The 22,654-nt window shown below is 67.7% G+C and carries 19 protein-coding genes; all 19 read right to left on the bottom strand.

Annotated elements, in window-relative coordinates; all coding sequences use genetic code 11:
* Positions 1-61 precede the first annotated feature (61 nt).
* Positions 62-667, bottom strand: coding sequence for an ABC transporter ATP-binding protein (locus ACYQ8L_RS02735; RefSeq protein WP_459940230.1), 606 nt, complete (start codon positions 665-667; stop codon positions 62-64).
* Between the two features lie 56 nt (positions 668-723).
* Positions 724-1,869 carry an ABC transporter permease gene (locus tag ACYQ8L_RS02730; RefSeq protein WP_459940229.1) on the bottom strand — a complete coding sequence of 382 codons (1,146 nt, stop codon included), beginning with the start codon at positions 1,867-1,869 and terminating at the stop codon, positions 724-726.
* Positions 1,870-2,173: 304 nt separating this feature from the next.
* Entirely contained in the window at positions 2,174-2,605 is a 432-nt protein-coding gene (locus tag ACYQ8L_RS02725) for a nitrous oxide reductase accessory protein NosL (RefSeq protein ID WP_459940257.1), read from the bottom strand.
* Between the two features lie 52 nt (positions 2,606-2,657).
* Positions 2,658-3,350, bottom strand: a complete 693-nt coding sequence (locus ACYQ8L_RS02720; RefSeq protein ID WP_459940228.1) for an ABC transporter ATP-binding protein — start codon at positions 3,348-3,350, stop codon at positions 2,658-2,660.
* Complete coding sequence (locus ACYQ8L_RS02715; protein WP_459940227.1) at positions 3,344-4,090, bottom strand: ABC transporter ATP-binding protein; 747 nt, start codon at positions 4,088-4,090, stop codon at positions 3,344-3,346. The genes ACYQ8L_RS02720 and ACYQ8L_RS02715 overlap by 7 nt, the downstream gene beginning before the upstream one ends.
* Positions 4,087-5,064 (bottom strand): branched-chain amino acid ABC transporter permease, encoded by a 978-nt coding sequence (locus ACYQ8L_RS02710; protein WP_459940226.1) that lies wholly within the window; start codon positions 5,062-5,064, stop codon positions 4,087-4,089. Before ACYQ8L_RS02710 ends, ACYQ8L_RS02715 begins: the two co-directional genes overlap by 4 nt.
* A complete protein-coding gene (locus tag ACYQ8L_RS02705) occupies positions 5,064-5,918 on the bottom strand; it encodes a branched-chain amino acid ABC transporter permease (protein ID WP_459940225.1) in 855 nt (284 codons plus the stop codon). Before ACYQ8L_RS02705 ends, ACYQ8L_RS02710 begins: the two co-directional genes overlap by 1 nt.
* A 49-nt stretch (positions 5,919-5,967) precedes the next feature.
* Positions 5,968-7,269, bottom strand: a complete 1,302-nt coding sequence (locus ACYQ8L_RS02700) for an ABC transporter substrate-binding protein (RefSeq protein ID WP_459940224.1) — start codon at positions 7,267-7,269, stop codon at positions 5,968-5,970.
* A 62-nt stretch (positions 7,270-7,331) separates the two neighbouring features.
* The gene (locus ACYQ8L_RS02695) at positions 7,332-8,675 is read right to left on the bottom strand and encodes an NAD(P)/FAD-dependent oxidoreductase (protein WP_459940223.1); all 1,344 of its coding nucleotides are present in this window, start codon (positions 8,673-8,675) and stop codon (positions 7,332-7,334) included.
* Positions 8,672-9,727, bottom strand: coding sequence for a uroporphyrinogen decarboxylase family protein (locus ACYQ8L_RS02690; RefSeq protein ID WP_459940222.1), 1,056 nt, complete (start codon positions 9,725-9,727; stop codon positions 8,672-8,674). The genes ACYQ8L_RS02695 and ACYQ8L_RS02690 overlap by 4 nt, the downstream gene beginning before the upstream one ends.
* Entirely contained in the window at positions 9,724-11,208 is a 1,485-nt protein-coding gene (locus tag ACYQ8L_RS02685) for a 4-hydroxyphenylacetate 3-hydroxylase N-terminal domain-containing protein (RefSeq protein WP_459940221.1), read from the bottom strand. The genes ACYQ8L_RS02690 and ACYQ8L_RS02685 overlap by 4 nt, the downstream gene beginning before the upstream one ends.
* A gap of 38 nt (positions 11,209-11,246) precedes the next feature.
* Entirely contained in the window at positions 11,247-12,569 is a 1,323-nt protein-coding gene (locus ACYQ8L_RS02680; RefSeq protein WP_459940220.1) for a phenylacetate--CoA ligase family protein, read from the bottom strand.
* Positions 12,570-12,802: 233 nt separating this feature from the next.
* Positions 12,803-14,230, bottom strand: a complete 1,428-nt coding sequence (locus tag ACYQ8L_RS02675; RefSeq protein WP_459940219.1) for an NAD-dependent succinate-semialdehyde dehydrogenase — start codon at positions 14,228-14,230, stop codon at positions 12,803-12,805.
* A 52-nt stretch (positions 14,231-14,282) separates the two neighbouring features.
* Complete coding sequence (locus ACYQ8L_RS02670; protein WP_459940218.1) at positions 14,283-15,080, bottom strand: methyltetrahydrofolate cobalamin methyltransferase; 798 nt, start codon at positions 15,078-15,080, stop codon at positions 14,283-14,285.
* A gap of 12 nt (positions 15,081-15,092) precedes the next feature.
* Positions 15,093-15,725, bottom strand: a complete 633-nt coding sequence (locus tag ACYQ8L_RS02665) for a corrinoid protein (protein WP_459940217.1) — start codon at positions 15,723-15,725, stop codon at positions 15,093-15,095.
* A 315-nt stretch (positions 15,726-16,040) separates the two neighbouring features.
* A complete protein-coding gene (locus tag ACYQ8L_RS02660) occupies positions 16,041-17,456 on the bottom strand; it encodes a sigma-54-dependent transcriptional regulator (protein ID WP_459940216.1) in 1,416 nt (471 codons plus the stop codon).
* Entirely contained in the window at positions 17,453-19,054 is a 1,602-nt protein-coding gene (locus tag ACYQ8L_RS02655; RefSeq protein WP_459940215.1) for an ATP-binding protein, read from the bottom strand. Before ACYQ8L_RS02655 ends, ACYQ8L_RS02660 begins: the two co-directional genes overlap by 4 nt.
* Positions 19,055-19,229: 175 nt before the next feature.
* Complete coding sequence (moaA, locus tag ACYQ8L_RS02650) at positions 19,230-20,222, bottom strand: GTP 3',8-cyclase MoaA (protein WP_459940214.1); 993 nt, start codon at positions 20,220-20,222, stop codon at positions 19,230-19,232.
* Complete coding sequence (locus ACYQ8L_RS02645; RefSeq protein ID WP_459940213.1) at positions 20,219-22,534, bottom strand: penicillin-binding protein 1A; 2,316 nt, start codon at positions 22,532-22,534, stop codon at positions 20,219-20,221. The genes moaA and ACYQ8L_RS02645 overlap by 4 nt, the downstream gene beginning before the upstream one ends.
* Positions 22,535-22,654: the final 120 nt, after the last annotated feature.

The following is a 22,654-nucleotide window of genomic DNA, read 5'->3' as shown; positions in this document are numbered from 1 at the left end:
ACCAACGCCTGTAGCAAGAATAGGAACCGGCTCAACTGGACGAAGGCCACTCTGATTTCCTTTACGGATCGAGGGGTTGCAAGCAGATCTTCCGATCACGCGGCCTCGTCCACAAGGTCTCGTGGCTCGCCACCACCACCGTGACTCCGCGATCGTTCTCTTCGCGCAGGACCCTCTCCACGACGCGGGCCGTTTCCGGGTCCACCTGGGCGACCGGTTCGTCCGCGAACAGAACCGAGGGCTTATGGACCAAGGCTCGGGCCAGCGCGACTCTCTGCCTCTGCCCACCAGACAGCTCCCACGGGTAGTGGTCAGCCCAGTCTTCCACTCCCAAACGGCGGAGTTGCTCTACAGCCCGCGCCCTTCGCTCCCGGCGACCAAGCCCCTGCGCCGCCAGCAGTACTGTCACATTCTCCCACACCGGGGCCCGTTCCAGGTATCGATCCCCTTGGAAGGCAACCCCTCCGAACCGCCGTCGCAGCCGGGTCACCTGGGGTTCCGGTAGCCCGGTGATTCGCTCTTCCCCCCACCACACCTCCCCTCTGTCCGGCCGAAGGAGTCCTGCCAGCGCGTGAAGGAGGGTGGTTTTCCCCGACCCGGACGGCCCGGTGACGAACAGCACCCCTCCGGCGGGCACTTCCACATCCACACCGAACAAGGCCCTCACCTGGTGTCCTGCCCGGGCTTGGAATGTCTTCTCCACCCCTTCCGCCCGCAAAGGGATCAAACGCATACCTCCAACGGAGGGCGCCGCGCCAGCCACCAAGTGGGCACCAACGCGGCCGTGATGACCAGGGCCTGCGACAGCATCACCGCTGTTAGGAGAAGGTCGAGCCCGAAGCGGTAAGGGGGACCTGCGAGGGGCACCGACGGTAATCCGCGGACAAAGCAGGGCGCCAAGAACGCCGCCTTCCCGAACCCGACCCACAGCCACGCGAGCGCCACGGAACCCGATGCGGCGAGAAGCGCCAATAAACAGTTCTCCATGGCCACGCAGGCCAGAACCTCCTCCGTGTACCAGCCCAAGGCTTTGAGCAAGCCTACCTCTCGTCCCCTCTCCCCCGCAGAAAATCCCAAGACCACCCACATCGCCAAGATCGAGCAGGCGAAGGCCGCCCAAAACAAGGCCGTAAACACCCCTCCGGTCACGCCGTAACCCGCCTCGACCAAAGCTTCCACCAAGGACCGATCCTGGATACGCACCGAACCGACGCCTGCGAGGCCCCGGATACGCGCCGCAACCACGTCGGCGAACCCCGGGCGCACCCACACAAGAACCTCCGTCACCCGGCCGGGCCGGGCAAACAGGTCCTGGGCATCGCCGAGGCCCATCACCACCACATTCTGGCTCCACACTCCGGCAGACGGAAGGAAGGCTCCCGCCACGGTGAACACCTGGGTGGGGTTCCGAGGAAACGTAAGGAGGTCCCGCGGAGACAGGTTCAAGGCCCGCGCCAACTCCGCTCCCACCAGCACGTCCCCCGGGCCCTCGATCCCACGGCCCGTCCTGGGGACATCCCAGCCGCCCGCGCCCTCCACCCCGAGCACCACGGCGAGCACACCTCCCACGTCCGCGCGCCCCGTGATTCGAGCAACCGCCCGCTCCACCCCGGGCAGCATTCGGATCGCGTCGACCACCGCCTCGTCCAGGGGCCTTGTCCGCCCGAACGCTTCGCCCGTAACGTAGAGGTCGGCGCCCGCGGCAAGGCTTGCGCGGGCCTCGTGCTTCAACCCCCGCACCACGGCCACCCCTGCGAGATACGGAACGAGCGCCGCCGACAAGCACACGCCCACCGCAACAGCACGGAAAGGGTGGCGGGCCAGGTTGGCCGCGGCCATTAAGGCGAGTTCCCGAATCCGCGGGCTCACCGCCAGACCTCCGGGAATAGGCCCACCACCGAGGCAGCGTCCGGGTTCGGGAAGATGCGCCCTGGCAGCGGTGCGCACAGCGTCTCGTCGACTGGCGCTAATCGGAGGTCGAAGGAATGGAAACTCCACCGGGGAGCTACGGCGGCCCCGAGTCCTAGGCCCCCCGCGGCCCTCTGGAACGCTTCCCCTTCCGGCGCCGTCGCCACCGGCGTCAGGGCTACCGCAAAGGCAATGCCCGTCAGAACCGCGCTCAGGGCCAAAAGGCCCCGTCCGGGCATGAAGGACTCGGTGGCCCCGGGAGTAGTCATTGGGTGCGATGCCCCATGCCTTTTCGGAACGGGCCCTCCAAGGCCTTTTGGGCCCCCACCCAGTCCAACACCCGCCCCCCGAACCCCTTTTGGAATCTCTCCGCGTCGTCCCTGCGGGCAAACGCGATCAGGCCGGGGGCCATATCAGGCACAGCCGCCGACCCGAATACGTACCACGCGCCGCCCGCGTCCACGCGTTGCCCGGAGATAAAGTCTGTAGCCCACGCGCGTTGCACCCCCCTAGATCGCGCGAGTAGGATCCCACACTGAACACCGCAAGCCACCAGTCGGGTTCCGTCCGCCGCCACCAACTCGAACCGGGTGTGCGCATGTGCGGAAAGATCCATCCCGCACTTGGCACACACCTCCCGCTCGGTGGCTTGGCCAACCCCCGAGAGAAACGAAACCAGGAGTCCCAAGATCGCCATCGCGCGCCATCGGCCGTGCATCATCTCGCGGCACCTCCTCCACGCCAGCGCATCAGCCCACCCCCAGATACTGGCGCTGGGTCGCCTCGTCCAAGTCTGTGGGACATCCGCTCCAAACGGTGCGCCCCCCCTCCAGGATATACACCCGGTCGCACATTCCCAGGGCCGCCTGAACGTTCTGTTCCACCAAAACCGCCCCGACCCCCTTCGCGTTGATGGCGCGCACGGTCTCGTGGATCGCCTGCACCAACAAGGGCATCAATCCCTCGCTGGGCTCGTCGAACAGAATCAGGCGGGGATTGGGGATCAAGGCCCGGCCGATGGCCAGCATCTGCTGTTCTCCCCCGGACAGGGTACCGGCTTTCTGGGCCCGCCGCTCCTTCAACCGGGGGAAATATTCGAACACCTGCTCCAACCGCTCCGCGGGCGGCCGCCCCTTCGGATGGGCGATTCGCAGGTTCTCCAAAACGGTCAACTCGGGGAAAAGGCCCCGGCCCTGGGGGACGAGGGCGATGCCCCTCCGCGGGATCTGATGGGGTTTGAGTGCCCGGAGGTCTTCCCCCTGGAACTCCACCGTGCCGCGGGCGGGTCTGACCAGCCCCATCACCGCCTTCAGAGTTGTGGTCTTGCCCATCCCGTTTCGCCCCAGGAGCCCAACCAACTCCCCGGGCCCGACCTCGAAATCCACCCCGTGGAGAACGTGGCTCTTCCCGTAGAACGCGTGCAGTCCTCGCACCTTCAACACGGCCGCCACCCTCCCAGGTATACGCGCTGCACCTCCTCGTTGGCGCGAATCTCGTCGGGGACGCCCTCGGCGAGCACCTTGCCATAGTGAAGCACGGTGATGCGGTCGGCCAAGCTCATCACGAGGTCCATGTCGTGTTCGATGAGCAGGATCGTCCGGCCCGGCGCCAACTCGCGGATCTTTTCCACCACCACCGCCACCTCCCGGGCGGACAACCCGGCCGCGGGCTCGTCCAGTAGCAACACCCTCGGATCCCGGGCCAGGGCCAGCCCCACCTCCAGGAGTCGCTGCTCCCCGTACGCGAGCTCCGACGCCGGTTGGTCCGTTTTCGTCTCCAGGCCGAGAAACGCCAGGAGTTCCCGGGTCTTGTGGTCCTCGCTCCGCCACCGCCGCGCCGACACCCACGGGCTCTTGATCCGTCGGCGCGAGGCGACCGCCAACCACAGGTTTTCGTACACGGTGAGCCCCGGGAAGATCGAAGTGATCTGCATGGTCCTGGCCACCCCCAACCGGGCGATCCGGTGGGGGGGGAGACCGGCGATCTCGGTTTCGCCCAACCGGATGCTGCCCTTGTCCGGGGCATACCTCCCTGTGATCACGTTCATCAGGGTGGTCTTGCCGGCCCCGTTCGGGCCGATCAGGGCGCGCAACTCGCCCGCGGGAACCCGTAGGTTCACGTCGTGGAGCGCCATCAACCCCCCGAACGACTTGTGAACCCCCCGAACCTCCAGATCGCTCATGCCCGCTCCCGGGTTCGGCTCCATTTTCTCCACGCCCCCACGATCCCCTGGGGCGCCAGGATCACCGACAGGATCAGGATGGCGCCCACGAGCAACTCGCTGCCTTCCATCACCCGCCGGGCCGCATGCTCGATCGCCATGAGAAGCGCCGTTCCCAAAGCCGGGCCGGCGAGGCTCCCGGGCCCTCCCACAATGGTCCAAACGACCGCCTTGCCGGAGGTGGTCCAGTGCAGAAACGCCGGGTTGGCAAACCGGCTCAAAATCGCGAACAGCCCGCCGGCTAACCCGGCCGTCGCCCCGGCGACGACAAACGCGAACAGCTTACAAAGCTTTTCGTCGTACCCCAGCAACCCCATGCGGGTCTCGTTCTCGCGGATCCCCCGGAGCACCCATCCGAACGGGCTGCTGACCAGCCGGACCAACCCGAGGGCAGCGACGCATACGACGCCCAGGGTGAAGTAGTACCCCCGGATCGGCTTGGCGATGGAGATCTCCCAGCCCCCCAGGACCAAGAGAGGGCAGGCGCAGGTCATGCCGTCGTCCCCCCCCGTGAGCCACACCCAACGCTGGGCCACGAGATACCCGATCAAGGCGAAGATGATGGTGATGAGGACGAAGTGGATCCCCGACACCCGAACCGCCACGAAACCTACTAACAGAGCGAGCAGGGCCCCCACGAGGACGGCCAGGCCGAGACACGGCAGGGCCGAGAGATCGAGCCGGCTCACCCCTAGCGCCACAGCATACCCCCCCGCCCCGAAGAACAGGGACTGGCCAAAGCTCAGAAGCCCCGTGTACCCGTACACCAGGTCGAACGACATGGCGAACAGGGCCCACACCAGGATCTCGCTCAAGAAGATCTGGTTGAAATACCCAAGATGGGGGGGCACGACGACCAGGGCCGCCAACAGACCGGCTGTTCCGATCCGCGGCGCCAGGGCAACGAACCGGGCGCCGGTCCCGCTTCGCGCCATCAGGCCGCCCTTTGCAACAGGCCGTGCGGTCTCCACAGGATCACTCCCACCATGATGACGAGGCTCAGGACCCGGGCCGAGGTGGGATCCACGTACAGACTTGCGATCCCCTCGACCTCGGTGATCAGCACCGCCGCGAACACCGACCCCGGGAGGTTGCCCAACCCCCCGACGATCACCACGATGAACGCGAGGATCAGCACGTCGAGTCCCATGAGAAAGTTCACGCTCACGATCGGGGCGGCGAGCACCCCGCCCAGGCCGGCCAGGGCCGACCCGAGCCCGAACGTGAGGAAGTACACCCGCTCCACCGGCACCCCCAGAGCCAGGGCTGCCTCGGGGTTCTGGCTGGCCGCCCGCATCCACAGCCCCACCGCAGTGCGTTGAAGAAGCGCGGCCACCCCGGCCACGGCGAGGACGCTGAATCCCATGACCACGAGCCGGAAGGCGGGGTACTGGATGCCCAATAGCGGAAACCGCGCCGTGACGGGGGCGGCGATCCGCTGGGAGGCCCCCCCGAAGGTCAGGAGCACGGTGTGTTCGAGGATCAACATAACCCCGAAGGTGGCCACGATGGTGATGACGGGGTTTCCTTCCACCCTCCGCAGCACGCACCGCTCCACCCCCAGTCCCAGAAGGCCAACCGCCAGGGGGGCGACGGCGAGCGCCAACCAGAAATGCCCCGTGGCCTCCACCACGTACCAGGCCACCACCGCCCCGAGCATGTAGAACGCACCGTGGGCGATGTTGATGACGTGGGTAAGGCCGAAGATGAGGTTGAGCCCCAAGGCGAGCAGGGCCACGATCCAACCCCACACGAATCCGTTCACGACGACGAGGGCCAGCTGTGCCACGGGGGGCCTCCCGGCCGGGGGCGGGAACCGCCCGCCCCCGGCCCCTGAATCACGTCCAGAACTTCCGGAGATCCACGGGCGGCTCGTACACCGCCTGCTCCTTGGGCAACACGGCGATCCGGCGGAGCCGCAGGTCTTGCTCCACCCGGACCAAATAGTGGTTATGGAACCCCTGCTGGTCCTCGGCTCGCATCTCCAAGGCGCCCTGGGGGAACCACGGTCCCGGCTCGACGCGCAAAGAGAAGAACGCGTCGTGGAACGCCTTGTTGTCCTTCTTGGATTTCCAGCCCGAGGCCTCCACCGCCTTCTTGATCAGCCCCACGTACTCCCACCCGGACCAGTAGTGGGATCCCACGATCACCTTCTTCGGGTTGGTGGCGTCCCGGCCCTCGGGAGTCACCCCCACGGCCTTGCGGAACGCCGCTTCGTAGGCCCGTTGCGGCTCAGGGACCTGGTCGAGGTACCGGGGGTGGTACGACAGGAAATGCATGCCGACCGCCTCCTTGCCGATCTGCTCCATCGAGATGCCGTCGGCCGTGCAGATCACGGAGAATCGCTTCATCCGCTCGTGCAGCCCGATCTCCACCGACTGACGCATCACCCCGAGGGCCGCCGATCCCAGGAACGCCGTGAACAGGACCTCAGAGTCCCCGTGGACCTTCTGCAGGTACGGGATGAAATCGCTCGTTTTCGGCGGTGCCTTGATGACCTGGACCTCGCCGCCGGCACTCCGAACCCGGCTCCCGAACTCCTCTGCCAGGCTACGGCCCCAGGCGTAGTCCGCCACCACCATGGTCCACTTCTTACCCAGGTTGTCGAAGGCCCACTTCCAGCCCACCTGGGCCTGCATCCGCGCGTGGGTGTGGCAGCGCCCGATGTACGGACTGGCTTTCTTGCCGGTGATGCTCGCCGACATGGCCCCGCCGGAGAAGTAGAACGTGTCGGTTTCCTTGGCGATGGGGGCGGAGGCTAGGACGACACCCGAGTGGACCGAGCCGATCACGAAATCGGCCTCTTCCTCGTAGATCAATTGCCGGAGGTTCCGGGGGCCGGTTTCGGCGGAACTTGCCGTGTCCGCCACGACGAGCTTGACCTCCCGCCCCGCGATGCCCCCTTCGGCGTTCACCTTGTCTACGGCGGCCTTCACAACCCGCTGGAACCAGTACCCGTAGGTCGCGGCGACCCCCGTGATGTCCGCGTGGAGGCCGAGGACGATCGGCTTCGGGCTCCCCCACGCGAACCGCGTCAGCCCCAGCGAGGACGCCGTGAGGACGCCGGCTCCGGCGACGGTGCGGGATAAGAACTCCCTTCGGGTTACCCCCCGTGGCCTCGTGTCTTCGTTTCGACGCATTGCGACCTCCTTTCCGACGCATTCCCGCGCCGATGAGGGGAGAGGAAGTGACGGTGTCCGATTCAGAACCAGCCGCCCGCAAGCAGGAGGCGGTCCACCGCCTGGGTGAAAGCGTCGTACGCAACGTTCAAGGTCGGGCTGTACACGGTCTCGCTCAACGACAGGCGATGGGGCGGAACCCCTTCCCCCACGGCCAGGATCGCCCGGTCGACCAGCCGGGCGGTGCCCGGACCGCCCACGGCCTGGACCCCTACGATGCGTCCCGTCGCCCGCAGCGCCCGCACCTTGATCTCGACCCGGCTCCCTCCGAGTTGCGGTTTGGCCAGCACCCCGCGGGACCGCACCGCCACCGTGTCGAGACCCCACCGCTCGGCCAGCGTGCCCGTGAGGCCGCAGGTGGCCACCGTGAGGCCGAACAGTTCGATGCCGAACGGCAGGCACGTGCCCGGGTACTCGAACCGGGGGCCGTAGTGGATGTTTCGCGCCACGAGCCGGCCCGAGCGGTTGGTGTGCGAGGCCAACATGGGCAGTACCGGGTGCCGCTGCCCCGTGACCCGCTCCCAGGTCTCCATGCAGTCTCCGACCGCGTACACCGAGGGGTCCCGGGTCCGCAGGAACGGATCCACCGCCACCCCCCCGGTGGGCCCGATCTCCAGCCCGGCCGCTCGCGCGAGCTCGACCCGCGGCCGCACCCCGGTCGCCAGGAGGACGAAATCCGCCCGGACCTCCCCTTCCGGCAACGCAACAACCTTCTCCGCCCCTTCGGTCCGCACGGCCCGGACTCGAACCCCCGTGCGTAGGTCCACGCCCCGGTCCCGGATCCGGTCCTCGAGGCCGGCCGCCATGTCCGGGTCCAGGGCCCTGGGCAGCACGTGATCCTCCCCCTCGATCACGGTGACCCCCTCGAACCCCCGCTCCACGAGCCCCTCGGCGACCTCCAAGCCGATGGCGCCGCCCCCGATCACCACGGCCCGCCGGGCCCCCTCCACCGCCTGGGCGAACGCCAGGCACCGCCGCACATCGGATGTGAGATGATACTCCCGGACCCCATCGAGCCCCGGGATCGGAGGGGGGGCCGGCTCGGCCCCCGTGTTCAGAACCAACACGTCGTAAGGCACGACACCGGCCGCGGTCTCCACCTCCTTGCGCTCCCGGTCCACCGCGTGGACGGGCGTCTCGTAGTGGATCCGGGCGCCGACCTTCTCGTACCAGCCCTTCCCGGCGTAGAACATGTCGTCAAACCCCACGCGGCCCCGGAGAAAGTAGGGTTGCTCGCAGACCACATAGCCCGCGTAAGGCCGGTCGGTGAAGATGTCGATCCGGGCGTCGTTGCCCAGGGCTCGAAGCTGTCCCGTCAGGGCGTGCGCCGCCCCCCCCGCCCCGACGACCACCACGTTGAGACTCACGCGCTCACCCCGCCGGCGGCCCCGACCCTGCCGTACTCTTTGGCAAAGCGGGAGAAGTGGGCCACGTTTTCCGGCTTGGCGGCCGGGGACAGCTCGCAGGCCGAGGACAGGATGAAGCCCCCCGCCGGCGCGGCCGTGTCCACGCAACGGCGCACCTCGGCCTCGATGTCGGCCGGGCTGCCCTGCTCAAACGTGGTCACCGGAACGTTCCCGATGATCACGACCCGGCCCCGGTTTACTTCCACCATGCGCTCCAAGCTCGAGGCGCTGTCGATGGAGAGCGCCACGATGCCCGTGTCCACCACGTCCTCCATGATCGGGTCGATGAAGCCGCAGATGTGAAGGGTCACCGGGATCTTTTTCTCGCGAAGCGTCTGGGTCAGCCGGCGATGCACCGGCTGGATGAGATCCCTGTACATTCTCGGGGAAATCAAACTGCACGAGGCCGCCGCCTCCGAGTAGCTCACCCCCACCCCGCACTCCCGCGCCACCTCCGCGGCCGCCACGGCCACCTGCAGGGTGAGCTCTAGGAGATCCCGCACGTAGTCGGGCCGGCGCATGGCGTCGAGGATGAGGTTTTCCGCCCCCCGCAGATTCGCGGCGATGGTCCACGGCCCGACGAGCAGGCTTCCGACCGGGACGTCCCGGACCTGGGAGGCGACCCGCTCACACGCTTCCCAGTAGGAGGGGAACCGCCCCGCGTTGCGCACATCCGGAACCTCCAGGCGGGCCAGGCGTTCCGGTTCCTCCGCCAGAGCGTACCGGTGGGTCTGACACATCTGGCCTTCCGGGAACTCCACCTCGGTCCCCATGGCCTCGGCCTCGGTCAGGAGGTCCCGCATCATCACGACGATGTCGGGTTCATACGCCTCGAGAGCTGCCAACTGGCCGTCGGCCAGGGCCCGGGCGTCCGTGTAGAACGAACGCAGACTCGCGCCGGTCAACCGGATGGTGTAGGCCCCCAAAATGGGGTAACTGGGAATCCGGTCGGCGTGGGTGCGCCGAAACGCCGCTTTGACCCTGTCCTTTCCGGTGATCCGCTCCGCGCTCATGCCGACGCCTCCTTGCCGGGACGGTCTCCCTCGTCGATCCCGGCCATCTGGAGCGCCAGGCGTTTCATCTCCTGGAAGTCCGCCAACCGCTGCACCATGATCTTCTGCGCCTGGACCGGCCCCGCTCCGTGCCAGGTTCCCACCCCGTGGAGCCCCGCGGTCCAGTTCTGCAGGAGCTTCGTCACCCGGAGGATCTTCTCGGCCGGGACGTCCGCCCCGAACCCGTAGTACTTTTCCATGTACTTGCGGGTCTCGGGGTTCTCCAACTCCTTGAGGCTGGGCATGGTGACCAGCAGCCCCCCCCCGATGTCCCCCGCCAGGGCCATCATCCGCCAGAACGCGTTGCAGATGTTGAGCTTGGACACGTTGCCCAGCAGATCGTCCGGGAAGTAGACCCCGGACCCGGGCACCTGCTCCTTTCCTTCGATCGCAGCGGCCTTGGAGCAGGCCCGTACGGTTTCAAGCAGGGTGATCATCTCGGTGAGCTGGTCGTTGATGTGGGGCACCTTCTCCAGGCCTTTGAACTCCTGGATCAGGCGGGCGGCCCCGATGAGGATTTTGCCGAACCCCACCTTGCACGACCCCCCGCACACCATCCGGTGCATCTGGGCGAACCGGGTCACAATGCGGCCCGCGTACTTCGTCTCGCCAGCCAGGAACACCCGTTCCCACGGCACGAACACGTCCTCGAACACGATCATCGAGGTCTCTCGTTGCCCGAAGCGCGGGTTTCCCAGTTCTTCCGGCTTTTCCGCTACAAGGCGCTCGGCGGAGTACGGGGTGAACTGGCAAACGTAGGTTACGCCCTTCTCCCCGTTGGGAATCGCGAACGAAAGGGCGTAGTCTTCCTCCCCAGGACGGCGCGCCCCCTGGGGCATCACAATGGTCCAGTCGCAGGCATACGCGCCCGAGATGTTGATCTTCGCCCCCCGCACCACGATCCCCTTGTCGTTTCGGTCCACGATGTGGAGCGACAGATCAGGGTCGGCCCACTCCCCGAGTTTCTGGTTCCGGGGGCCCCGCGGTTCGGTCATCGCCCCGGCGACGGTGAGATCCTCGTCCTGGACGTACCGCAGGAAGTCCATCAACCGGCCGTGGTACGAGGTGCCCAGGTCCCGATCGACCTCGTACGTAGTGGCCGCCAGGGCGTTGAACGCGTCACAGCCCACGCATCGATAGATGCAGGTCCCCAGGTGCTCGGCGGCGTACAGCCCGGCGGCCGCCCGCTGCAGAAGGTCGTCGGTGCTTCGGTTCAGCGTGTTGTAAATGTTGCACGGCTCCCCGGTGAGGTGGCTCGGGCGCGTCAACACCTTGGCGCCCTCCGGGTCCATGGCCCACTCGTAACTGGCCAGGTTCGCCTCCACCACGGTGCGGGTGACGGGGTGTTCGGTGATGTCCTCGACCGCCTTCCCGTCCATGAACACCCGAGGTTTCATGGCCTTCGCGCGCTTCAGGTAGTGCTCCGGACTCTTGACCGCCATGTTGGGCCTCCTCGTTTGGGGCCGGCCGGAGGCCGGCGCTATCCGTTGGACTTTCGCAGGTCCACGAGCCGTTTCGCCTTGTGGGTGGCGCGGGGAATCGCTCCCTCCTCGAGCACCTTCACCCGCCGGGGACGTACCCCCGTGCGAACCTTGACCCGTTCCGAGATCTCGGCGGCGATCTCCGGCTCGGGCCTGCCGGCGGCGGGGTCCCTCTCCACCTCGACGTCGAACCGGGTCAGGTGCTCCTCCGTGTAGACGACGATCCGGTACTCGCCCGTGATGCCGTCGACGTTTCGCACCACGTACTCGATGTCGCTGGGGAACACGTTCACCCCGGAGACGATGAACATGTCATCGATGCGCCCGTGGATGTAGATCCGGGCCAGGGTCCTCCCGCACGAGCAGCGTTCCTTGACGCATTTGACGATGTCACCGGTGCGGAACCGGATCATGGGACGGGCGCGTTTTCGAAGCGTGGTCAGGACCAGTTCGCCCATCTCCCCCTCGGGCACCGGCTCGTGGGTCTCCGGGTCGAGCACCTCGATCAGGGTATGGTCCTCCGCCACGTGGAGGCCGTCCTTGGCCTCACACATCCCGGCGTTGGCCCCGAAGATGTCGGACAGCCCGTAGAAGTCGTAGACCTCGGCGTCCCAGAGTTCCTCGATGGCGTTGCGGGTGGCCGGGATGGACCCTCCCGGCTCCCCGGCCACGATGATCCGGCGGATGGCGAGGTCACGGGCGGGATCGATGCCTTGCTTTCGGGCCGTCTCCCCGAGGTACCAGGCGTAGGACGGGGTGGTCCAAGTGACGGTGGGTTTGAACTCTTTGAGGATGAACAGAAGCCGGTCGGACGGGATCGCGCCGGCCCAGATGCACAGGGCTCCCAGTTTCTGGGCCCCGATGACGTCCGGACCGCCCACGAACAACGTGAAGTTCAGGGCGTGAACGTACCGGTCTGTCGGGCGCATGCCGGCGGCCCAGAACAACCGGGCCTGCACGTCCTGAAATTCCTCGAAATCCTGGCGGGTGAACGGGCTCAGGGTCGGGACTCCTGTGGAGCCACTCGATGCCGCCACGAACACGATCTCCTCCTCCGGCACGGCGACCATGTCGCCCAGGTCCGGGTGGGCCACCTGCCGATCGCGCTCGATCTTCTTGTTGGTGAACGGGAACCGCCCAAGGTCCGGTAGCCCTTTGAGATCCGACGGCCGCACTCCGGCCCGGTCGAAGGCCTCCCGGTAGTACGGGGCGTTGGCGTAGGCAAACGCGAGATGTTGTTTGAGCTGGTCGAGTTGCCACTTTTCCAGGGCAGCTCGGTCCATGGTTTCGAACTCCTCGATCCAGTACCGTTTAAAGCCCATGGGCACCTCCTGGAAGTAGAATCTTGTTTTGTCCTCCTGCCAAAGCAACCTCCATGCCAGCGCACTTGTCGGCACAACTGCTTTGCCGGGAAGGCATACCTCAACGGAGCTCCGCCCAAACACAGGTGCAAATTTCCCCAGCCGGGGAAATTTCCCCAGACCCCCGCCCCAAAAAAAGAAGGGCCCCCGTGGGGACCCTTCTTCGTACGGCGTGCCGTCTTTCCGGCTGCGCGTCAGAGGGCGATGCCGACCAATTTGGTGTCCAGGTACTCGTCCAGCCCCTCCGATCCCCCTTCCCGCCCCAGGCCGCTTTCCTTTACCCCGCCAAACGGAGCACAGGCCGCCGTAGGGTTGATGTCGTTCACGCCCACGATCCCAAACCGTAGCCCTTCTGCCATGCGCAAAGCCCGAGACAGATCGCGGGTGTACACATACGCCGCGAGTCCGTAATGGGTGTCGTTGGCGAGGGACAACGCCTCGTCCTCGTCGCGGAACGGGGTCACCGGGGCAACCGGACCGAAGGTCTCCTCCCGCCACACCAGGGTGTCCGGTCCCACGTCTGCAAGCACGGTGGGCGCGTAGAAACACCCCCGGTCCAGGGGCGGGTCGAGGAGCCGTCGGCCGCCCCGCACCAACCGGGCGCCTTTGTCGACGGCATCGGTCACATGTCGGTGCACCTTCTCGATCGCCGCCTCGTCCACCAGGGGCCCGATGGTGGTCCCTTCCTCCAACCCGTGTCCGGCCCGCAACCGGTCCACCCGAGCGGCCAGGGCCTCGAGAAAGGGTTCCGCCACCTCGCGCTGGACCAGAATTCGGTTCGGGCAGATGCACGCCTGTCCGGTGTTGAGGAATTTCACGAGACTGACCCCTTTGGCCGCGTATGCGGGGTCCACGTCTCCAAACACCACGAACGGGGCATGCCCCCCGAGTTCCAGGCTCACCCGCTTCACCCCGCCGGCGGCCCGACGGGCGATGGCCTTCCCCACCTCGGTACTGCCGGTGAACGTGACCTTGCGCACCCTCGGGTCGTCCAGCCACGCATGGGCCACCGGCACGGGATCGGACGCCGTCACCAGGTTGGCCACCCCCGGCGGAACGCCCGCCTCCTCCAGGATCCGGAAAACCTCCACGGCGCACAGCGGGGTCTGCTCGGCCGGTTTGAGAACCACCGTGCATCCCGCCGCCAAGGCCGGCGCTACCTTTCTCGTGATCATGGAGACCGGGTAGTTCCACGGCGTGATGGCCGCCACCACGCCCACCGGCTGACGTAACGCGAGGAATCGCTGGCCGGCTCTCGGCGAAGGGATCACCCTACCGTAGGCCCGTTTGGCCTCTTCCGCGAACCACAAGAGAAAATCCGCCGCGTACCCCACCTCGTTGCGGGCCGCCCGCAGCGGTTTTCCCTGCTCGCGGCTCATGAGACGGGCGAGGGCCTCGCTCCGGTCCACCATGAGCCGGTAGGCGCGGTAAAGCACGTCGGCCCGCTCGTGGGCCGACAGCACCGCCCACGGCCCAAACGCACGCTGGGCCGCGTCCACCGCCTCCCGAGCCTCCGCACTGCCTCCTGCGGGAACGCTCCCCAGCGGCTCGCCCGTGGCAGGGTCCGTGGACACGAGCTCGCCACCCGTCCCCTGCTTCCTCCAGGTTCCGTCAATGAACATCGTCACTCTCCCGCGCGTCGGGGCCACCCTTCCCCCCGGGCCGGCTCCCTTCCTAGCCCGCCAATCGGCCGGCCCGATAGGCCTTCAAGTACCCCATGCAGTACGGATCCGCCCCCAGGAGCGCCTGGGCCGCGGTCAGGACCGCCATGAGGGCCTCGTCCAGGGGGTCGATAATCAGCGCGTCGAGCCCGCTTCCCACCGCGAGAGCCGCGAACACACGGTTGAGAAGACGGCGGTGGGGCAGGCCGTACGATACGTTCGACAACCCGCAGATCAGGTGGACATCCGGGAGCGCTTCCCGGATTCCAGCCACAGCCTTGAGGAACTCCTGTCCAAAGGAATGGTTCGTGGAAACCGGCTGCACCAGGGGATCCACATATAGGTTCTCTGGGCGCAAACCGTTTTGGACCAGGCGATTCACCAGGCGGTCGGCCACCCTGATCCTCTGGTCCGCCGTTTCGGGCATGCCTTCGTCGTCCATGCAAAGCGCGACGAGCTTGAGGTCCGTCCCCCGAACGACGGGCAGCAAGGCCTCGAACCGGGCTTGCTCGAGGCTGATGGAGTTCACCATGGCGGGGCCGGAGTGAACGGCCAACGCCTGCTCCACAGCCCGGGGATCAGGGCTGTCGATGCAGCACGGCGCGCCGACCGCCTCCTGCACCGTCTGCACGAGCCAACACAGGTGCTCGGGTTCTTCCCCCACAAACACCCCGGCGTTCACGTCGACGTAGGCGGCGCCGGCCTCCACCTGGCCCCTGGCCAACTCGCCGATCGCTTCCGCGTCACGGGTTCGGATCGCCTCCGCCACGGGTTTCCGACTTGCGTTGATCAGTTCTCCGACGATCAGCATTCGGATCTCCTCCTACGCCGCCAGACCAAGCAACCGTCGCGCCAGTGCCACCGCCCCGGGAGCATCATCGCTGTAGCCGTCCGCGCCGATTCGCTGCGCAAACTCCGGGGTGACCGGGGCGCCGCCCACCATCGTCTTGAACGGTAGTCCCCGCTCGCGGATCAGTTGGACCGTGGCTTCCATTTGGGGCATGGTGGTCGTGAGCAGGGCCGACATGCAGACGATATCGGCTTTGGCCTCCGAGGCGGCCTCGAGGAACCGCTCGGGCGCAACGTCGACTCCGAGGTTGAGCACCCGGAACCCGGCCCCCTCCAGCATCATCGCCACGAGATTCTTTCCAATGTCGTGAAGATCCCCCTTCACCGTGCCGATCACGACCGTGCCCTGGGGTTCCACGTCTCCGGCGGCCAGAACGGGGCGCAGCACCTCGAGCCCCGCCTTCATGGTCTGGGCCGCCATGAGCAATTCCGGCACGAACGCCTCTCCGGCACCGAATCGCCTCCCCCACTCGTCCATCGCCGCGATCAGGCCCCGGTTGAGGACCTCCGACACGGGACGGCCGGCCTCGAGTTCCGCTTGGACCAACCCGGCGATCTCGTCCTCACGGAATTCCATGACCGCGCGGTAGACGTCTTCCAGCGCCATGTCTGCCTCCTTTCCCACGGGTTCATCACAGCGCCCTCCCACGGGACGGCACAAAGCAAGTAGCGTTCCCATTGGAGGTGGTGCATCCCGGGGGAGAGGCACGGGGACGTGGGCAAAGAGAAGAGAGAGACGTCACATGGGCGCCGGTCCCTACGGGGTCGGAGCCTGCCATCGGCAGCGGAAAGGGCGTCGGGCAGGCCGGGGGAGGGCGGTTCGAACCGCCGGCGTTTGGAGCACGCCAAGGCACGCGGCCCGCCGCCGACACCACGCACCCACCGATGGGCGGCCCCCCTCGGCTCCGGGGTTCGCTGCCCTCTACCCTGGGACGTTCTCCCCATGCGGGGAATTCTCCCCGCCTCCGCGGTAGGAGATGCCGAGGCGCCGAGCGTGGTATCGAAATGTCGCCCGGTCGATGCCGAGCAGGCGGGCGGCCGCGGCCAGACTCGGGGCCTCGCGCAGGGCCCGTTGGATCAACTCCCGGGACAGCGCGTCGTGGGCCTCGGCAAACCGGGGGATCTGCGCCGTGTCGGTCCTCCGGGCGGGCGGGACCGAGTCCGAGAGCTCTGGGGGGAGGTGTCGCGCCTCGACCCGGTCCCCCACATCCTCCAAAAGGAGAATTCGTTCGGTGAGATTCCGCAGTTCCCGCACGTTCCCCGGCCACGAATGCGCCCGCAACCGATCCTCTACCTCGGGGGACACATCGGGGGTGGAGCGCCCCAGGGAGACGGCCGTGGCACGGAGGAAAAGCCGGAACAGGGGCACCACGTCCCCGGGCCGCTCGCGCAGGGGCGGCACGTGGATCGGGACCACGTGGAGCCGGTAGTACAGATCTCGACGGAACCGCCCGGCCGCTGCCTCCTTTTCCAGGTCCCGGTTGGTCATCGCAACGATCCTGACGTCCACCCGGCGCCCCCTCGTTTCGCCGATGCGGCGAACCGTGCGGTCTTCCAGGAACCGCAAGAGCTTGGCCTGGAGATCGAGGGGCATCTCCCCGATCTCGTCGAGAAGCAGGGTGCTCCCGTGCGCCTCCTCCAAAATCCCCTTACGGCCCGTGTCCGCTCCCGTGAACGCGCCCTTCACGTGACCGAAAAACTCGGATTCCAGGAGGTGGGCCGGTAGAGCGGCGCAGTTCACCTCAAACAACGGGTGCTTCCTGCGGGGCCCGAGAAAGTGGATGGCCCGGCCCACGACCTCCTTGCCGACCCCGGTCTCCCCCGTGATCAAAACCGTCGCGGTCGGGCTCGCCGCAACCCGCCGCGCCTGGTCCATCACCTCCCTCATGGCCGGGCTCTGGCACACCACCCCATCGGGGTCAAAGGAAGCGGCCAGGGTTCTCTCGAACTGTCCGACCCGCTCGGTCAGGCACCGGGTTTCGAGGGCCCGATCCACAACCAGCGTCAAGTGTTCCACGTCGAAGGGCTTTTCGACGAAATCGTACGCCCCGCGTTTGACGGCGTTGACCGCCGTGCGCACCGTCCCGTACGCGGTGATGAGGATCACCGGGACCTCCGGCGCGGCCGATCGGATCCAGTCCAACAGATCCAATCCCGCGCAGTCGGGCAGCATGAGGTCCTGGACGACCGCATCCACCCCCTCCCGTCGTAGGATTCGGCGGGCCTGGCGGGCGGTCGCCGCCGCCAACACCCGATGTCCCGCTGCCCGGAAGGCCTCGTCCAGGGTCATCCGGATCGATTCCTCGTCATCGATCACGAGGATCGTTCGCTCGCTCAAGCTCCACCCCCCGCCGCCGGCAGCGCCAGATAGAACACCGTCCCCCTTCCCTCCTGGCTGTCCACGAGCACAACGCCCCCATGGTCCTCGGCGATACGATGCACCAGGTACAGCCCCAAACCGGTCCCTTCCCGGCGCGTGGTGAAAAACGGGTGAAACACCTGGGCGAGCACGTCGGGCGGCATTCCCTCCCCCGTGTCCCGCACCCAGAACACCACGCTCCGCGCGGACCTGGAGTCGGGCATCCCGTCCCGGATCCACCGCCACAACCCGTCCACGTCGTCCGCCCCGCGGTCCGACGGGGCGACCCCGAGCGTCAGGGTGCCCCCGCCGCGCATGGCCTGGGCCGCGTTGATCACCAGATTGAGAAGGGCCTGCTGCACCGCCGCCGCGTCTCCGAAAACCGGAGGGCACCAGGCCCACTCTCGCCGCACCCAGATTTTTCGGCTTTCCAAGTCTTTGCGACAGAGCAGCAGGACACGCTCATAGAGTTCCGCGGGAACCACGGGCCCCTTACCGGTGCCCCCGGGTTTGGAAAAACGAAGAAGGTCCCGCACGATCCCGTTGAGCCGGTCGATCTCCTCGATCACCTTCTCGATCAGCCGGTTTCTCGGGTCTAGGTCCTGGACCCGACTCTGCAGAATCTGGACCAGTCCGCTGATCCCGGCCAGGGGGTTGCGAATCTCGTGAGCCACCCCGGCCGCCAGGGTTCCCAACGCGCTCAGGCGCGCCATGCGCTGGAGGGTTTGCTGAATCCGCTCCTTCTCCGTCACGTCGGCCGCGATGCACACCACTCCGACCCGGTGGCCCGAGGCGTCCCGGAGGGGCGCCGTAGAGACCGAGTACATCCGGTCCGGGCCGATGCGCACCGTCCGATCCGAGACGAACGTCCCCCCGAGCCCCTCCCGCATCCACCGCAACAGCGGGCGCACAGCCTCCCGCACCTCCGCCGGCAGGCTCTCCTCCGCCCGTGGCACACCGAGTTCCGGAAGGCCCCACGCCCCCAGCGCGGCCGGATTTGCCGCCGTGAGCCTCCCCTTGGCGTCCATCGTGAGCACCGCCGCCGGGATGTTCCGGAACACCGCTTCCAGGAAGAGTTGCAGCCGTCGGATTTCCCGGCTTTTCTCCTCGACCTGGCTTTCCAGTTCCCGGCTAGCCCGGAGCGATTCAATCGCCACCCCGATGTGGCGGGCAAAGATCTCGAGAAAAAACTTCTCCGTCTCCGTGATTTCCTCCCCGGAATAGAACTTGTCGATCGTGAGCACCCCGATCGCATCCTCGCGTCCGAGGATCGGAACCGCGCAGTATTCCGGGGTCGAGGAGGTGGCGTAGCGAAACTTGGGGGAGACGCGGGGGTTGGAACGCGCGTCGCGTACGTGGACTAACTTGGCCGTGCGCAGCGCGTCGATTTCGATGGCGGTTTCCCGGGTGAGATCGTACCCGATACGGCGGTGGATCACCCCCCCGTGTTCCATCCGGATGAGATCGATCGCTGCCGCCACCCGCAGATAACTGCCTTCGCGGAGATAGATGAGGCCCCGGTCGAACCCGAGGCCCTCGAAGGCCTTCACCACGAGGACATGGAGCAGTTCGTCCATGCTCCTCGCCGTGTGAAGGGCGATATTCATGTCGTTCAGGGCAACCAGAGCCCTCCGGTACTGCGCCAAGAGTCCGTTCTGTGGCTCGTGGGAATCGCGAGGCATGCCCCCATTAAAGCCTCCCCGGCGGCCACGGCGCAAGATCAACCCCGGTTATGCAGAGAAACGCTACCCCTTACCCCCCCACCTTGTGCATAAGGGGACGGTCCCGGGGGCCGTCGGGGGCGGCCGCGATGCCGTGGCCCGGCGGCTTGGCCGAGACGGCGTCCCGGAGCACCCGGGCGAGCTCGGCGTCGTCCGCGCCCGAGCGGAGCACGGGTTTGAGGTCGATCTCGTTCCGGGAAAAGAGGCAGGTGCGCAGCTTCCCCTCGGCCGTGATCCGCATGCGGTTGCACGAGCCGCAGAAGTGATCGCTCAGGGGGCTGATGACGCCCACGGTGCCGCCGCCGGGAAGCTCGAACACCCGGCTCGGCCCGCCGTGGGAGCCGTTGGCCCGGGGCACGAGGGGGCCCAGGGTCGAGAGCACCCCCAGGATCTCCCGGGCCGGAACGACCCGCGCCTCCTCCCAGTCGGCCCCGGCCGGCATGAACTCGATGAACCGGACCTCCACCCCCTCGTCCCGGGCGAAGGCCGCGAAATCGAGGATCTCGTCGTCGTTCACCCCCCGCATGGCCACCACGTTCACCTTGACCGGCCGAAGCCCCGCATCCCGTGCCGCCCGGATGCCGGCGAGCACCCGTTCCAACCCCGGCCGCCGGGCGATGTGCTCGAACCGGTCGGGCCGGAGGGTGTCCAGGCTCACGTTCACGCGGCGCAGGCCGGCCCGTTGGAGGGCCTCCACCCGTTCCGCCAGGAGCACCCCGTTCGTCGTGAGCGCCAGATCCCTCAGGCCCTCCAGGGCCGAGAGCCGTCCCAGGAAGTCCTCGATCCCCCTGCGGACCAGGGGTTCTCCCCCGGTGACGCGGATCTTTTCGATCCCCAGCCGCACGGCCACGCGGGCCACCCGCAGGAACTCCTCGTAGGACAGCACGTCCTCGTGCCGCAGCGACGGCACCCCTTCCTCGGGCATGCAGTACCGGCACCGCAGGTTGCACCGGTCGGTCACCGAGATCCGCAGGTAGTTGATGCGGCGGCGGTGACGATCGGTCAGGGGCTGGGGATTGTTCATCGCAGAAGCTCCAGGGCCGCCGGATCGCGGGGGTCCACCGCGCGGCCCACGGGAACGGCGTGTTCCGGCTCCTCGCGGGGCGCGGCCGCAGGCGGGGCCTCGGGGACCGTGCCCTTCACGAACGCGGCCGTAAACGTCTTTCGGGAGCCGGGGCCGGCCAGCTTTCCGGTTTCCGCGTCGACCCTTGCAAACTCCACGCCCTGGGGTACCGGGAAATCGGCCTTCGGCCGGCCCCGGAGCGCCTCCCGCATGAAGCCGAGCCATATGGGCGCCGCAGCCCGACCCCCGGTTTCCTTACGGCCAAGGCTTCGGTTGTCGTCGTACCCCACCCAGACCACCGCCAGGAGGTCCGGGGTGAACCCCACGAACCAGGCGTCCCGGTAGTCGTTGGTGGTGCCGGTTTTTCCGGCGGCCGGCCGGCCCAGCGCCCGGACCGCCCGCCCGGTGCCCTCCCGCACCACGCCCCGCATCATGTCGGTCATCACGTAGGCCAAAGCCGGATCCATTACGGGGTCGCCTGCGGGCTCTTCGAAGGCCTCGAGCACGTTGCCGTCCCGGTCCTCCACCCGGAGCAGGAACACCGGGTCGTGCCGGACGCCTCCCGAGGGGAACGCGGTGTACACGGCGGCAAGGTCCAGCGGGCTCACGGCCGGGGACCCCAGCGCCACCGAGAGGTCGGCCGGGATCTCGGCCCGAAGGCCCAAGCGCTTCAGGAAGGACACCCCGTACCCCACCCCGATGTCCTGGAGCACCTTCACCGTGACCACGTTTCGCGAACGCACGAGCGCTTCGCGAAGGGTCGTGGCGCCGTAGAACCGCTCGGTGTAGTTGTGCGGCTTCCATTTCTCCGGGAGGTCGGGCGACTCGAACACCACCGGGGTGTCGTACACCAGGGTGGCCGGGGTGTAGCCCTTGGCCAGGGCGGCCGTGTAGAGGAGCGGTTTCAGCGCCGAACCGGGCTGGCGCCGGGCCTGAACGGCCCGGTTGAACTGGCTCCGCCGGAAGTCGTACCCCCCCACCAGGGCCAGCACCTCGCCCGTATGGGGGTCGAGGCACACAAGCGCCCCTTCCACCTCGGGCTCCTGGGCCAGATGGGCCGCAAGCCCCCCGGCCCCGTCGTCCTCGATGTCGCACCAGACGACATCGCCGGGTCGGAGCAGATCCGTGGGCCCCTTGCCGCGGCGGAGGGCCCACCCCATGGTTTCGGCGGGCATCGGGACCCTGAGTCCCCCCACGAGCACCGCGGCCCCCTTCTCCGACACCTCCGCCACGAGGCCCTGGACCCGGCTCCCGGGGACAGGAGCCGGGCCTTCCCCAAACGGCCCCGGATCGCCCGGATCCCGGTGGCCCACCGGCCCGCGGAACCCACCCCGCCGGTCCACCGCCTCGAGCCCCCGGCGGAGCGCCTCCTGGGCCGCGGCCTGGAGGCGCGTGTCCAGGGCCGTCACCACGGTGAGCCCGCCCCGCAGCACGGCGGTCTCCCCGTACCGCTCCACCAGCAACCGGCGAACGTACTCCGCATAGTGGGGGGCCACCCGGCCGAAAGGGTTCTCGTATCCCGCCAGCCCAAGCGGTTCCTCGGCCGCGGCCGCCTGCGCCTCCGGCGTGATCCACCCCTCCTCCGCCATCCGGCCCAGCACGTACCGGCGCCGCTCCAAGGCCCGCTCCGGGTGGCGGTAGGGGTCGTACCGGCTCGGCGCCTGGGGCAACCCGGCCAGCAAGGCGGCCTGGGCGAGGCTCAACTCTTTCGCCGAAATGCCGAAATATACCTCAGCGGCCGATTCCACCCCGTAGGCGCCGTGGCCCAGGTAGATCTGGTTGAGGTAGAGCCGGAGGATCTCGTCCTTCGTGAGGTCCCGTTCGATCCGCACGGCCAGCACCGCCTCCCGGATCTTGCGCTGGAGGCTTCGCTCGGGGCTCAGAAGGAGCGACTTCGCCACCTGCTGGGTGATCGTGCTTCCACCCTGCACCACGCGGCCGGCCCGCAGGTTGGTCCAGGCGGCTCGCAGGATGCCGGGGAGGTCGACCCCTTCGTGGGAGTAAAACGAGCTGTCCTCGGCCGCTAGGAACGCCCGGACGACGTGGGGGGGCAGGTCCTCCACCTGGACCAGCTTGCGCCGTTCCTGATAGAACTCGGCCAGGAGCACGCCGTCCCGGCTCCAGACCGTGGTCGTCAGGGGAGGCCGATACCGCCGCAGGGAGGTCGCGTCGGGGAGATCGGTGAGGACCTGCCGCAAGAAAAGCCCCGCGGCGCCCCCAAGGATGCCGAGGACTGCCGCGGCAACGAGACACCAGCGGGCCGCTTTGCCCATGGGAAGGGTACCGTTCCGGGAAAGGGGGAAAACCCGGCCCCGTGGAAACAGGGCCGGGAAGGGTAAACGCTTCGCCCGCTGCGCACTGTAGCACAGGGCCAAAAATCCGAACAAGAAAGC

The sequence above is a fragment of the Deferrisoma palaeochoriense genome (assembly GCF_054656955.1).
This window is presented reverse-complemented; position numbering and strand designations above follow the sequence as displayed.